At 51.5% G+C, this 13,472-nt stretch carries 9 protein-coding genes, 10 tRNA genes and 3 rRNA genes; all 22 read left to right on the forward strand.

The window, feature by feature from the left end; genetic code table 11:
• The first annotated feature begins 3 nt into the window (after window positions 1-3).
• The 22 genes from recR (at window position 4) to VK70_RS22905 (ending at window position 13,457) form a co-directional block, all read left to right on the forward strand.
• Window positions 4-603 carry a recombination mediator RecR gene (gene recR, locus VK70_RS22800; protein ID WP_025698826.1) on the forward strand — a complete coding sequence of 200 codons (600 nt, stop codon included), beginning with the start codon at window positions 4-6 and terminating at the stop codon, window positions 601-603.
• A 186-nt stretch (window positions 604-789) separates the two neighbouring features.
• Complete coding sequence (locus VK70_RS22805) at window positions 790-1,047, forward strand: DUF2508 family protein (RefSeq protein WP_036642307.1); 258 nt, start codon at window positions 790-792, stop codon at window positions 1,045-1,047.
• A 30-nt stretch (window positions 1,048-1,077) separates the two neighbouring features.
• Window positions 1,078-1,344 carry a pro-sigmaK processing inhibitor BofA family protein gene (locus tag VK70_RS22810; protein ID WP_025698828.1) on the forward strand — a complete coding sequence of 89 codons (267 nt, stop codon included), beginning with the start codon at window positions 1,078-1,080 and terminating at the stop codon, window positions 1,342-1,344.
• A gap of 296 nt (window positions 1,345-1,640) precedes the next feature.
• A 16S ribosomal RNA gene (locus VK70_RS22815) occupies window positions 1,641-3,195 on the forward strand.
• A gap of 106 nt (window positions 3,196-3,301) precedes the next feature.
• Window positions 3,302-3,418, forward strand: a 5S ribosomal RNA gene (gene rrf / locus VK70_RS22820).
• Window positions 3,419-3,459: 41 nt separating this feature from the next.
• Window positions 3,460-3,536: transfer RNA gene (locus VK70_RS22825), tRNA-Ile, on the forward strand.
• A 24-nt stretch (window positions 3,537-3,560) separates the two neighbouring features.
• Window positions 3,561-3,636: transfer RNA gene (locus VK70_RS22830), tRNA-Ala, on the forward strand.
• A 120-nt stretch (window positions 3,637-3,756) separates the two neighbouring features.
• Window positions 3,757-6,683: ribosomal RNA gene (locus tag VK70_RS22835) — 23S ribosomal RNA — on the forward strand.
• Together the 16S, 23S and 5S rRNA genes with 10 tRNA genes alongside form the textbook arrangement of a ribosomal RNA operon.
• A 107-nt stretch (window positions 6,684-6,790) precedes the next feature.
• A tRNA-Ser gene (locus tag VK70_RS22840) sits at window positions 6,791-6,882 on the forward strand.
• A 27-nt stretch (window positions 6,883-6,909) separates the two neighbouring features.
• Window positions 6,910-6,986 (forward strand) — tRNA-Met (locus tag VK70_RS22845).
• A 7-nt stretch (window positions 6,987-6,993) separates the two neighbouring features.
• Window positions 6,994-7,069 (forward strand) — tRNA-Val (locus VK70_RS22850).
• A gap of 32 nt (window positions 7,070-7,101) precedes the next feature.
• A tRNA-Thr gene (locus tag VK70_RS22855) sits at window positions 7,102-7,177 on the forward strand.
• 13 nt (window positions 7,178-7,190) lie between these two features.
• A tRNA-Asp gene (locus VK70_RS22860) sits at window positions 7,191-7,267 on the forward strand.
• Window positions 7,268-7,284: 17 nt separating this feature from the next.
• Window positions 7,285-7,357: transfer RNA gene (locus tag VK70_RS22865), tRNA-Phe, on the forward strand.
• 7 nt (window positions 7,358-7,364) lie between these two features.
• Window positions 7,365-7,450 (forward strand) — tRNA-Tyr (locus VK70_RS22870).
• 6 nt (window positions 7,451-7,456) lie between these two features.
• A tRNA-Lys gene (locus VK70_RS22875) sits at window positions 7,457-7,529 on the forward strand.
• Between the two features lie 140 nt (window positions 7,530-7,669).
• Complete coding sequence (locus tag VK70_RS22880; RefSeq protein WP_025696537.1) at window positions 7,670-8,767, forward strand: PucR family transcriptional regulator; 1,098 nt, start codon at window positions 7,670-7,672, stop codon at window positions 8,765-8,767.
• Window positions 8,768-8,869: 102 nt separating this feature from the next.
• On the forward strand, window positions 8,870-9,991 hold the full coding sequence (locus VK70_RS22885; protein ID WP_025689011.1) for an ABC transporter ATP-binding protein: 1,122 nt from the start codon (window positions 8,870-8,872) through the stop codon (window positions 9,989-9,991).
• Window positions 9,992-10,286: 295 nt separating this feature from the next.
• Entirely contained in the window at window positions 10,287-11,225 is a 939-nt protein-coding gene (gene hprK / locus VK70_RS22890) for an HPr(Ser) kinase/phosphatase (protein WP_025696534.1), read from the forward strand.
• A gap of 12 nt (window positions 11,226-11,237) precedes the next feature.
• The gene (lgt, locus tag VK70_RS22895; RefSeq protein WP_025696532.1) at window positions 11,238-12,272 is read left to right on the forward strand and encodes a prolipoprotein diacylglyceryl transferase; all 1,035 of its coding nucleotides are present in this window, start codon (window positions 11,238-11,240) and stop codon (window positions 12,270-12,272) included.
• Window positions 12,273-12,279: 7 nt separating this feature from the next.
• Window positions 12,280-12,933, forward strand: a complete 654-nt coding sequence (gene ppaX / locus VK70_RS22900; protein WP_025696531.1) for a pyrophosphatase PpaX — start codon at window positions 12,280-12,282, stop codon at window positions 12,931-12,933.
• Complete coding sequence (locus tag VK70_RS22905) at window positions 12,930-13,457, forward strand: acyltransferase (protein ID WP_025696529.1); 528 nt, start codon at window positions 12,930-12,932, stop codon at window positions 13,455-13,457. The genes ppaX and VK70_RS22905 overlap by 4 nt, the downstream gene beginning before the upstream one ends.
• Window positions 13,458-13,472 lie beyond the last annotated feature (15 nt).

The following is a 13,472-nucleotide window of genomic DNA, read 5'->3' on the forward strand; positions in this document are numbered from 1 at the left end:
CGGATGTATTACCCCGAACCGCTTGCCAAGCTGATCGATGCTTTTACGCGTTTGCCGGGAATCGGCCCCAAGACGGCCGCGCGGCTTGCGTTTCATGTGCTGAACATGAAAGAAGACGAGACGATTGATTTTGCCAAAGCGCTTGTCAGCGTAAAACGCAATCTTCACTATTGCTCGGTCTGCTGCAATATTACCGATACCGACCCGTGCCGGATTTGCCAGGACAAAACGCGCGACGTCTCGGTCATTTGCGTGGTACAGGATTCCAAGGATCTTGTCGCCATGGAGCGGACCAAAGAATTCAATGGGTATTATCATGTGCTGCAGGGCGCTATCTCCCCAATGGAGGGCGTCGGACCCGACGATATCCGGTTAAAAGAACTGCTTACAAGGCTCAGTGATGAAAGAGTGCAGGAACTTATTCTGGCTACAAATCCCAATATTGAGGGAGAAGCGACGGCGATGTATATTTCCCGGCTTGTCCGTCCTTTTGAAGTTAAAGTAACAAGAATCGCTCATGGTTTGCCTGTTGGCGGCGATCTCGAATATGCCGATGAGGTCACCTTGTCCAAGGCGCTGGAGGGCCGGCGCGAGCTTTTTTAATGCCATAGCCGTATTTAGAGACAGAAGTCCGTTAAGGGCTTCTTTTTTTATGGAATTTTTAAGAAATCCGTATCCGTCAATGAGAACGTATCACTTCCTGGTTCTAAGTTTGTCCTTGTTTCGATATGAATGAGAATGTACGGCAATCAACTTTATCCGTCATAGACAATTCATTACAAAGGAGGAATGAAGATGGGCTGGTGGAGCGGGTGGCTTCGGAAGGACGATAACGGACCGGGGGAGGATCAAGATGAAAGTTGGGATGTGTTTACTGATGTGAGGAAGGCTCAAATAGAATGGGAAAGAGCTCATCTGATGTTTGACGAAGCAGTCGGTCAGGACCAGATTGATTATGCTATTTATATTTTGGAGGCCGCAGAGCGAAAATATCAAATTCACCTGAAGCATGCCAAAAGAATTGGACTAAAGAGCAATCAGTTATAAGAAGCGTTCGAAGATGAGGAGGCAGCGGCAATGAGAACAATAGCGGCAATCATACTGATACTCTCCGCAGTTCTACTGATCGCAGTCGTTTTTAAAAAAAGATTGGGCTGGGGGTGGCTGGGCCTTTTCGGCTCCCACCTGATTCTGGCCGCAGTGGGGCTGTACATCGTCGATTTCACTCAATTGGCGGGAACGGTGTACATTCCGCTGAACCCGGTGACGATAGGAACCGTATCCGTTCTAGGTCTTCCAGGAGTGGTCATGCTTGTGGGTTTAAAAATTACCTTATTTGGGTAGTTGACGCGGATTCGCGTTATGTGATACATTAATATTCGGCTCTTCGGACAACATATGGAACAGCAGGTTATCGAAAAACGCTTTGAAAAAGAAATTAAAAAAAGTGCTTGACGATAACAACTAGACTGTGATATATTATAAAGGTCGCTGCAAGAGACGCGGTGATGAACTGAAAGAGACTTTGATCTTTGAAAACTGAACAACGAGTGAGTGGGAATTCGCTTGGCGAGTTCCAAAATGAAGAGAAGAAATTCTCGTCAGATGTTTCAAAATGAGCGAATCGCTCTTTCAATACTTTATTGGAGAGTTTGATCCTGGCTCAGGACGAACGCTGGCGGCGTGCCTAATACATGCAAGTCGAGCGGAGTTGTGAGAGAGCTTGCTCTTGATCAACTTAGCGGCGGACGGGTGAGTAACACGTAGGCAACCTGCCCCTTGGACTGGGATAACTACCGGAAACGGTAGCTAATACCGGATAATTCCTCTTAGCTCCTGCTAGGAGGCTGAAAGGCGGAGCAATCTGTCACCGAGGGATGGGCCTGCGGCGCATTAGCTAGTTGGTGGGGTAACGGCTCACCAAGGCGACGATGCGTAGCCGACCTGAGAGGGTGAACGGCCACACTGGGACTGAGACACGGCCCAGACTCCTACGGGAGGCAGCAGTAGGGAATCTTCCGCAATGGGCGAAAGCCTGACGGAGCAACGCCGCGTGAGTGATGAAGGTTTTCGGATCGTAAAGCTCTGTTGCCAGGGAAGAACGTTCTCTAGAGTAACTGCTAGAGAAGTGACGGTACCTGAGAAGAAAGCCCCGGCTAACTACGTGCCAGCAGCCGCGGTAATACGTAGGGGGCAAGCGTTGTCCGGAATTATTGGGCGTAAAGCGCGCGCAGGCGGCTGTTTAAGTCTGGTGTTTAAACCATGGGCTCAACCTGTGGTCGCACTGGAAACTGGACAGCTTGAGTGCAGAAGAGGAAAGTGGAATTCCACGTGTAGCGGTGAAATGCGTAGAGATGTGGAGGAACACCAGTGGCGAAGGCGACTTTCTGGGCTGTAACTGACGCTGAGGCGCGAAAGCGTGGGGAGCAAACAGGATTAGATACCCTGGTAGTCCACGCCGTAAACGATGAGTGCTAGGTGTTAGGGGTTTCGATACCCTTGGTGCCGAAGTTAACACAGTAAGCACTCCGCCTGGGGAGTACGGTCGCAAGACTGAAACTCAAAGGAATTGACGGGGACCCGCACAAGCAGTGGAGTATGTGGTTTAATTCGAAGCAACGCGAAGAACCTTACCAGGTCTTGACATCCCTCTGAATACGTTAGAGATAGCGTAGGCCTTCGGGACAGAGGAGACAGGTGGTGCATGGTTGTCGTCAGCTCGTGTCGTGAGATGTTGGGTTAAGTCCCGCAACGAGCGCAACCCTTGACTTTAGTTGCCAGCAGGTGGTGCTGGGCACTCTAGAGTGACTGCCGGTGACAAACCGGAGGAAGGTGGGGATGACGTCAAATCATCATGCCCCTTATGACCTGGGCTACACACGTACTACAATGGCCGGTACAACGGGAAGCGAAGCCGCGAGGCGGAGCCAATCTTATAAAGCCGGTCTCAGTTCGGATTGCAGGCTGCAACTCGCCTGCATGAAGTCGGAATTGCTAGTAATCGCGGATCAGCATGCCGCGGTGAATACGTTCCCGGGTCTTGTACACACCGCCCGTCACACCACGAGAGTTTACAACACCCGAAGTCGGTGGGGTAACCCGTAAGGGAGCCAGCCGCCGAAGGTGGGGTAGATGATTGGGGTGAAGTCGTAACAAGGTAGCCGTATCGGAAGGTGCGGCTGGATCACCTCCTTTCTATGGAGAATCGTTTCCCGTAGCGGAAACATTCAAATACGGAAGCTTGACTTCCGGCAACACTCACTCGTTGCTCAGTTTTGAGAGAGCAAACCTCTTTCAAGCGTTTGGTGGCGATGGCGGAGGGGTTCCACGCGTACCCATCCCGAACACGACCGTTAAGCCCTCCAGCGCCGATGGTACTTGGACCGAAGGGTCCTGGGAGAGTAGGACGCTGCCAAGCGCAATCTTATGGGTTTTCCGTAAGAGTATATGCAAGACTAAGGGCCTTTAGCTCAGCTGGTTAGAGCGCACCCCTGATAAGGGTGAGGTCGGTGGTTCGAGTCCACTAAGGCCCACCACTTAATAATTGAATTCCCTTTTATGGGGCCATAGCTCAGCTGGGAGAGCGCCTGCCTTGCAAGCAGGAGGTCAGGAGTTCGATCCTCCTTGGCTCCACCATAACATGCAAGAACCTTGATCCTTGAAAACTGGATACCGAAACGAAAATTGCGTTTTAGAACATCTTTTAGCTGAAACTTGTGTCAAGCGATTGATCAAGTGAAGTAAGAGTGCTTAGTTGGTTAAGCTACTAAGAGCACACGGAGGATGCCTAGGCGCCAGGAGCCGACGAAGGACGTGGCGAACAACGAAAAGGCCTCGGGGAGCTGTAAGCAAGCGTTGATCCGGGGGTGTCCGAATGGGGAAACCCGGCTGTGGTAATGCACAGTCACTTCCATCTGAATACATAGGGTGGATAGAGGCAGACCAGGGGAACTGAAACATCTAAGTACCCTGAGGAAGAGAAAACAAGAGTGATTCCGTCAGTAGCGGCGAGCGAACGCGGAACAGCCTAAACCGAAGAGCTTGCTCTTCGGGGTTGTGGGACGTCTTACATGGAGTTACAAAGGAATAGGGTAAACGAAGAGGTCTGGAAAGGCCCGCCAGAGAAGGTAACAGCCCTGTAATTGAAATTCGATTCCCTCCAAGACGGATCCCGAGTAGTGCGGGGCACGTGAAACCCCGTATGAATCCGGCAGGACCATCTGCCAAGGCTAAATACTCCCTGGCGACCGATAGTGAAACAGTACCGTGAGGGAAAGGTGAAAAGCACCCCGGAAGGGGAGTGAAACAGTGCCTGAAACCGTGTGCTTACAAGAAGTCAGAGCCCATTTTAGGGGTGATGGCGTGCCTTTTGTAGAATGAACCGGCGAGTTACGTTTAACGTGCAAGGTTAAGGCGAGGAGCCGGAGCCGCAGCGAAAGCGAGTCTGAATAGGGCGCTTAAGTACGTGGGCGTAGACCCGAAACCGGGTGATCTACCCCTGTCCAGGGTGAAGGTGCGGTAACACGCACTGGAGGCCCGAACCCACGAACGTTGAAAAGTTCGGGGATGAGGTGGGGGTAGCGGAGAAATTCCAATCGAACTCGGAGATAGCTGGTTCTCCCCGAAATAGCTTTAGGGCTAGCCTCGGTGAATGAGAGTAATGGAGGTAGAGCACTGATTGGGTGCGGGGCCCGCAAGGGTTACCAAGCTCAGTCAAACTCCGAATGCCATCTACTTGTCGCCGGGAGTCAGACAGTGAGTGCTAAGATCCATTGTCAAAAGGGAAACAGCCCAGACCATCAGCTAAGGTCCCCAAGTGTGTGTTAAGTGGGAAAGGATGTGGAGTTGCACAGACAACCAGGATGTTGGCTTAGAAGCAGCCACCATTGAAAGAGTGCGTAATAGCTCACTGGTCGAGTGACTCTGCGCCGAAAATGTAACGGGGCTAAACACACCACCGAAGCTATGGCTTGATGCTTGCATCAGGGGTAGGGGAGCGTTGTATGTAGGTTGAAGGTTGATCGTGAGGACAGCTGGACTGCATACAAGTGAGAATGCCGGTATGAGTAACGAAAAGATCAGTGAGAATCTGATCCGCCGAAAGCCCAAGGTTTCCTGAGGAAGGCTCGTCCGCTCAGGGTCAGTCGGGACCTAAGGCGAGGCCGACAGGCGTAGTCGAAGGACAACAGGTTGATATTCCTGTACCACCGTAATCCGTTATGAGCAATGGGGGGACGCAGGAGGGTAGTGACGCGGACTGATGGATGTCCGTCCAAGCAGTGAGGCTGATGCGTAGGCAAATCCGCGCATCGCAAGGCCAGGCTGTGATGGGGAGCGAAAATTGCAGTAGCGAAGGTCATGATCTCACACTGCCAAGAAAAGCCTCTAGCCAGGAGAAGGTGCCCGTACCGCAAACCGACACAGGTAGGCGAGAAGAGAATTCTAAGGCGCGCGGAAGAACTCTCGTTAAGGAACTCGGCAAAATGACCCCGTAACTTCGGGAGAAGGGGTGCCTCGGTAGGGTGAATAGCCCGAGGGGGCCGCAGTGAAAAGGCCCAAGCGACTGTTTAGCAAAAACACAGGTCTGTGCGAAGCCGCAAGGCGAAGTATACGGGCTGACGCCTGCCCGGTGCTGGAAGGTTAAGGGGAGCGGTTAGGGGTAACCCGAAGCTGTGAACCGAAGCCCCAGTAAACGGCGGCCGTAACTATAACGGTCCTAAGGTAGCGAAATTCCTTGTCAGGTAAATTCTGACCCGCACGAATGGCGTAACGACTTGGGCGCTGTCTCAACGAGAGATCCGGTGAAATTTTAATACCTGTGAAGATGCAGGTTACCCGCGACAAGACGGAAAGACCCCATGGAGCTTTACTGCAGCTTGATATTGAACTTGGGTACGATCTGTACAGGATAGGTGGGAGCCTTGGAAGCCGGAGCGCCAGCTTCGGTGGAGGCGCCGTTGGGATACCACCCTGATCGTATCTAGGTTCTAACCTGGTACCCTAAGCGGGTACGGGGACCGTGTCAGGCGGGCAGTTTGACTGGGGCGGTCGCCTCCTAAAGAGTAACGGAGGCGTCCCAAGGTTCCCTCAGAATGGTTGGAAATCATTCGAAGAGTGCAAAGGCAGAAGGGAGCTTGACTGCGAGACCTACAAGTCGAGCAGGGACGAAAGTCGGGCTTAGTGATCCGGTGGTACCGCATGGAAGGGCCATCGCTCAACGGATAAAAGCTACCCTGGGGATAACAGGCTTATCTCCCCCAAGAGTCCACATCGACGGGGAGGTTTGGCACCTCGATGTCGGCTCATCGCATCCTGGGGCTGAAGTAGGTCCCAAGGGTTGGGCTGTTCGCCCATTAAAGCGGTACGCGAGCTGGGTTCAGAACGTCGTGAGACAGTTCGGTCCCTATCTGTCGTGGGCGTAGGAAATTTGAGAGGAGCTGTCCTTAGTACGAGAGGACCGGGATGGACGTACCGCTGGTGCACCAGTTGTTCCGCCAGGAGCATGGCTGGGTAGCTACGTACGGACGGGATAAGCGCTGAAAGCATCTAAGCGTGAAGCCCCCCTCAAGATGAGATTTCCCAATATGTAAGACCCCTTGAAGACGACGAGGTAGATAGGTTGGAGGTGGAAGCACGGCAACGTGTGGAGCTGACCAATACTAATCGGTCGAGGGCTTATCCAAAACAACGCAATGTTTCGTTTCGATCCAGTTTTCAGGCGATCAAGCCTGAATGAATTTGAAGACCCATCTTTAACGATTCAGTAAGTAAGAAACGTTAGGATTTGTTTGGAGAGATACCCAAGTGGCTATAAGGGGACCCTCTGCTAAGGGGTTAGACTGCGTAAGCGGTGCGAGGGTTCGAATCCCTCTCTCTCCGCCATTATTTCAAATTCATTAATATTAGTATGGCGGCGTAGCTCAGCTGGCTAGAGCGTACGGTTCATACCCGTGAGGTCGGGGGTTCGATCCCCTCCGCCGCTACCATACATACGGAGGCTTAGCTCAGCTGGGAGAGCATCTGCCTTACAAGCAGAGGGTCGGGGGTTCGATCCCCTCAGCCTCCACCATTTGACAATTTAATAATGACATATGACATCTTGCCGGTGTAGCTCAATTGGTAGAGCAACTGACTTGTAATCAGTAGGTTGGGGGTTCAAGTCCTCTCGCCGGCACCATTGTCACAAACGCGGAACCGTGGTGTAGAGGCCTAACATGCCTGCCTGTCACGCAGGAGATCGCGGGTTCGAATCCCGTCGGTTCCGCCATTTTTATGTCAACTTATGGCTCGGTAGCTCAGTCGGTAGAGCAGAGGACTGAAAATCCTCGTGTCGGCGGTTCGATTCCGTCCCGAGCCACTTTCATGGAGGCTTAGCGAAGTGGCCAAACGCAGCAGACTGTAAATCTGTTCTCTTACGAGTTCGGTGGTTCGAATCCATCAGCCTCCACCAGTATTTGAGCCATTAGCTCAGTTGGTAGAGCACCTGACTTTTAATCAGGGTGTCGAAGGTTCGAGTCCTTCATGGCTCATCCAAGCTAACCATCACTTTAGGGTGATGGTTTTTTTGCTATTTGAGATTATCGAAAGTTGCAAAAAAAGCACTTTTTTTCGGAGAGCGGTAAATATGATAGAATAGGCGAAAAGAGCAAAGTGGTGGAGTAAGTTGACAATGGACACTGAAACGTTGCGGCAAAAATTAGAGCAGCTCACCGGTAATAAGACAGGAATCAAGCAATTTGGGAGGCAGCAGTCGGCTTCCCTTTTTGGTGCTGGACAGGAGGCGCAAGAGCGGTCGGTAGTATATGAGGGAAGTCTCTGGGTTCCCCTATATGAAAGTGAAGGGAGAGTCACTGCCCTTTGGATTGAGAAGGAGGGGCTTTCCTCGGTAGAGCTGCAGCTGGCCCAGTTCGCCGCTGAGAACTACGCCGCCGCGCTGAAGGCTTCGGGCTTCAAGGAAGAAGGAGAAACGGAAGCACGGCAGCTTAGCGTATGGTTGAATACACAGCTTGAGCTGGATGATGACGCCGGCGAAATTCCCGATGATATTGCTTTAAAGAGCCGCCTGTTTACCGACATGATTCCTTTCCTGCTGGTCAGCGAAAGTACACATGGTTCCGAGATCGCATACCGGTCGCTGTTGAAATTGATACGCAGTTATTTCGATAGTTCGGCACTGCTTATCCCTTTGCAGGAAAAGGAATGGCTGATCCTGATCCGTAAAGAGCTGCTAACCGGCACGGAAGACAAGGAAGAGCTTGAGGAGAGTGATGACGAGGAGCTATTGGCACAGGCCTGTATGGGGCTTCACGAATTGATCGCCTCGGAGTGGGTCGGAGTATTTCATGTAAGCGTGTCCTCCTCAATCATTCCAGTCAAAGGCTTGGCGGGAGCGATCGCGCTGCTGAGGGAGACGATCAGCCTGGGGCGTATTTTTCAGGTGGGGGAGTATATTCATTTGCCTTGGGGGCTTCAATTGGAGCGGCTGGTCAACAGCATTCCCGACGGGCGGCGCCGGCAACTGCTTGGACAGTTTGGGGACTATACGGCCGTGCTGGCCGAGAAGGAGATGCTGCTGACACTGGAAACTTTTTTTCAGATGGATTGCAATGTCAGTGAAACCGCGAAGAAATTATACATTCACCGTAACACTCTGCTCTATCGTTTAGATAAGATCAAACAGGAGACGGGTGCGGATGTACGGAGTTTTGGAGATGCGGCGATTATGAAGCTCACCATGCTATTGTATAAAGTGACGAAAAGGAAATAGGTTTTTTGTGAACGTTACAAATAGCCAGTTCGGGTGGTCTGGGGTAAGATAGTGACAGGAATTATTTCCGAACTCTATTACTAATCCGAGGGGGAAATTCAAATGGCAGGCGTACGTTTAGAGCATATTTTCAAAAAATACCCGGGTTCCGATAAAGCAACGGTAATCGATGTTAATCTTGATATTAAAGATAAAGAGTTTCTTGTATTGGTCGGACCTTCTGGCTGCGGTAAATCCACGACTTTGCGGATGATTGCAGGACTGGAGGAAATCTCCGAAGGCAAGCTGTTTATCGGCGACCGTGTCGTTAACGACGTGGCTCCTAAAGACCGCGACATCGCGATGGTATTCCAATCCTACGCCCTGTACCCTCATATGAGTGTATACCAGAACATGGCGTTCGGTCTAAAGCTGCGCAAGGTGAAAAAAGACGAGATCGACAGAAAAGTGCGCGAAGCTGCCAAAATTCTCGATATTGAACATCTGCTGGAACGCAAACCGAAGGCGCTTTCTGGCGGTCAGCGTCAACGTGTCGCACTGGGTCGCGCAATCGTCCGTGATCCTCAAGTGTTCCTGATGGACGAACCTCTTTCCAACCTTGACGCCAAGCTGCGCGGACAAATGCGCGCCGAAATCACGAAGCTGGTTAAACGTCTTGAAACGACTTGCATCTACGTAACGCATGACCAAACTGAGGCTATGACGATGGGCGACCGGATTGTCGTTATGCAAGCTGGCATCATCCAACAAGCCGCTTCACCTGAAGAATTGTACAATAATCCGGAGAACCTGTTCGTGGCCGGATTTATCGGCTCCCCGACAATGAATTTTATTTCGGGTACTTTGTCCGAAGTTAACGGTACTATTCGTTTCCTCGCGGAGAATCTGGATGTCGAAGTTCCAGGGGGCAAAGCTCAGTTGCTCCGCAGCAAAGGTTACATTGGCAAGGAAATCATCTTGGGCATTCGTCCGGAAGACATTCACGAAGAGCCGGTATTTCTGGAAGCTTCGCCGAACACCATCTTTACCGGTCTGGTGGACGTAACCGAAAACCTCGGTCATGAAATGCTGCTGTACCTAAGCGGTGTAGGCAAAGATTCTGTTATCGCCCGCGTGGACGGACGTTCAACGACACGTGAAGGCAGCAAGGCTAAACTGGCTATCGACATGAACAAAGTGCATATGTTTGACAAACAATCGGAACTGAACATTCTGCTGGGATAAGAGCCAGCTTCAGGTTCTTTGAGAGGCCGCCCTTTCGGGCGGCTTTTTTGATGAAGTCAAGATTCGGAAACTTCACGGCCCCAATTATTGCAGAGTGTTCACGGTCTCGATATTTTTGGCAAAAAGACAGCGCCTCTAGAGCCGCCTTCCCCGGCATAATGATTGCAATCAACTCCGTTATCCTTTAAGATAGCAGGAGAATTACCTGCCGGTAGGAAGATTATACAGACGCTGCCGGTTAAGGGAAGCAGGACAAGCGGGAATGTACCGCAGGCGATGAAAGGAAGAAACAAATATGGCCAAGAAGGTAAAAGTATCGGAATTGGTACAACATTTCCAACTGGAAGTCATTTCCGGACAAGAAGGTCTGAAAAGGGTGATTACGGTCGATGACCTAAACCGCCCCGGCCTCGAAATGGCCGGATATTTCGAATATTATCCTGAAGACCGGGTACAACTGCTGGGCAAAACGGAGCTGGCCTTCTTCTCAATGCTTCCTGCCGAGGAACGGATCAGCCGAATTCGCCGCATTTTTGACGACCAGACGCCCTGCATTGTGATCACACGCAGTCTGGATGTTCCTCAAGAGCTGATTGACGTCAGTAATGAAAAAGGACTGCCCGTATTGCGCAGCTCGATGGCGACGACGATTTTTTCCAGCCGTTTGACCAGCTTTTTGGAAGGGAGACTGGCTCCTACAGCGACCATTCACGGGGTTCTGTGCGACGTATATGGCGTCGGTATGCTGATTACCGGCAGTAGCGGCATCGGCAAGAGCGAGACGGCCCTGGAACTGGTTAAGCGCGGACATCGGTTGATTGCCGACGATGCGGTGGAAATCCGGCAGACCTCGGACAACCAACTGCACGGGACCGCACCGGAACTGATTCGGCACCTGCTGGAAATCCGCGGGGTCGGCATTATTAATGTTATGACGCTGTTCGGCGCCGGAGCGATTCGCAATCACAAGCGGATTACGCTTGTCGTCCGATTGGAAGCATGGCAGCAGGATAAACAATATGACCGGCTTGGACTGGACGAGGAAACGACGCGTATTATCGACACCGATGTTCCGCTGGTAACCATTCCGGTTCGCCCAGGCAGGAACCTTGCTGTTATTATCGAAGTGGCGGCGATGAATTACCGACTGAAGCAGATGGGCTTCAATGCGGCGCTGCAATTCACCCACAAGCTTACGGCTACTATATCCGAAGACATGGATGATCTGGACTAGGAGGAAGAGAGTATGTTTCCGTTGGCTTTAGATCCGATTGCCTTTTCAATCGGCGCTTTAAGAGTTCACTGGTATGGCCTGATTCTTGGATTCGGCGCTTTAGCGGGGTTATATCTTGCAATCCGCGAAGGCAAACGATTCGGCATACCGCAAGAATTTTTTATGGATATGCTGCTGCTTGGAGTTCCTTCGGCGATTATCGGCGCGCGTATTTATTTTGTAGCTTTTAAGTGGGATGAATACAGAAATAATCTTCTGGATGTCTTCAAAATATGGAACGGTGGTATCGCTATCTACGGTGCGCTAATCGGTGCCATTATTTGCGGTATCATTTATTTCCGCTACAAAGGCTATTCTTTCTGGCGTATTGCCGATATCTGCGCTCCTGCATTGCTGGCAGGGCAAATGATCGGGCGTTGGGGCAACTTTGTGAACCAGGAGGCTTATGGCGGCCCTGTTCAAGAGACCTTTCTGCGGAGCAATCTGCATCTGCCGGATTTTATTGTGAATCAGATGTACATAGAGAAGGATTTGGCGTATCATCATCCAACCTTTTTGTATGAATCGCTGTGGAGCCTGGTCGGCATTGTACTGCTTATAGTGCTTCGCAGACAGCGGTTTATGCGCGCCGGAGAATTATTTCTGTCGTATTTCATTTGGTATTCCATCGGACGTTTCTTTATTGAAGGGCTGCGGACGGATAGTCTTGCATTCAAAGGCAGCAGCGGTCTTGCCTCGTTCATGAACGGTTTATGGAGCCCGATGAAGGGACTCGGCTTCGAGCAGGGCTACCTCGACCCGAATTACGGGAATATCCGCGTTTCCCAGCTGCTGTCGCTGCTAATTATCATTGCTGCGGTTCTGCTTATTATTATCCGCCGGACAACAGGAGCGGCTAAGGACCATTATTCCGACCCGATTGTGTCCTCCAAGACACATGCAGCCGATCCTGTAGCAGCGGAACAACCGGGCACCTCGGAGCAGAACGCCTCCGTTCCCCCATCTGATCCAAACCATCCGCCGTTGGAGGAAGATAAAAAGGAGTAGTCACTTTATGATTGAATGTGTTCTATTTGATTTGGACGGGACAATTGTCAATACGAATGAGCTGATTATCAGCTCGTTCATGTACGCACTGCAGCAGCATGCGCAGCCTGCGATTACCCGGGAGCAGATGATTCCCCATATGGGAACCAGTCTCCCGGACCAGCTGAAGGCGTTCACCAATCTCGAAGATATCTCGGCTCTGGAGACGTCCTACCGCCACTACCAGCTCGAGCATCATGACGAATTGATTCAGTCTTTTCCAAAAGTGAATGAAACGCTGGAAGAGCTGCGCCGCCGGGAGATCAAGCTTGGGGTTGTAACGACCAAAATCCGGCCTACGACGATCCGCGCGCTGGAGATGTTCGATTTGCAGCAATACATGGATACGGTTGTAACGCTAAACGATGTAACTAAGCTCAAGCCCGACCCGGAGCCGGTGCTGACCGCGGTTCGCAATCTGGGCGTAGACCCGGAGAAGACGCTGATGGTTGGCGACAGCGGAGTTGATATTCAGTCAGCCAAAGCTGCGGGTGTGCTGGCAGCCGGGGTGGCATGGTCGCTGAAAGGTGAGGATACCCTCCGCAAATATGGGCCGGATTATATTCTTCAGGATATGACGGACCTGTATGAGATTATAGGCGGGGGAACAGCAAAACCGTGAGCAGAAAGGTGACCAGCTATCCGGTGGAGGGGCATAATTCACTATGGTCCATTTACCGGACGGTCAGCCCGTGGAAGGGTATCCGAAATTTTATTTTTATCCAGATTGCCCGCTATTGTCCGATTCTTCCGCTTAAGAACTGGATCTACCGGCGTGTACTCGGAATGAAAGTAGGCAAGCATACAGCCTTCGGGCTGATGGCGATGGTGGATGTGTTTTTTCCGGAACTGATTACCGTAGGTGAAAATTCGATTATTGGTTACAATACGACCATTTTGGCGCATGAATATCTAATCAAAGAGTATCGTCTGGGTGAGGTTGTTATCGGCGAGAACGTGATGATTGGGGCCAATACGACGATTCTTCCTGGCGTAACCATCGGAGACGGAGCAGTTGTGGCCGCAGGCTCGGTCGTGCATAAGGATGTGGCGGCGGGAATGTTTGTCGGCGGAAATCCGCTGCGGGAACTAAAGGGAAGCCGCTGTCCGGAGACGGCAGAGGAGCAGCAACAAGAACCGCGCTAGCTGGTGAAAGAGGAA

It is taken from the genome of Paenibacillus durus ATCC 35681, from assembly GCF_000993825.1.
Taxonomy (GTDB): Bacteria; Bacillota; Bacilli; order Paenibacillales; family Paenibacillaceae; genus Paenibacillus_AQ; species Paenibacillus_AQ durus_B.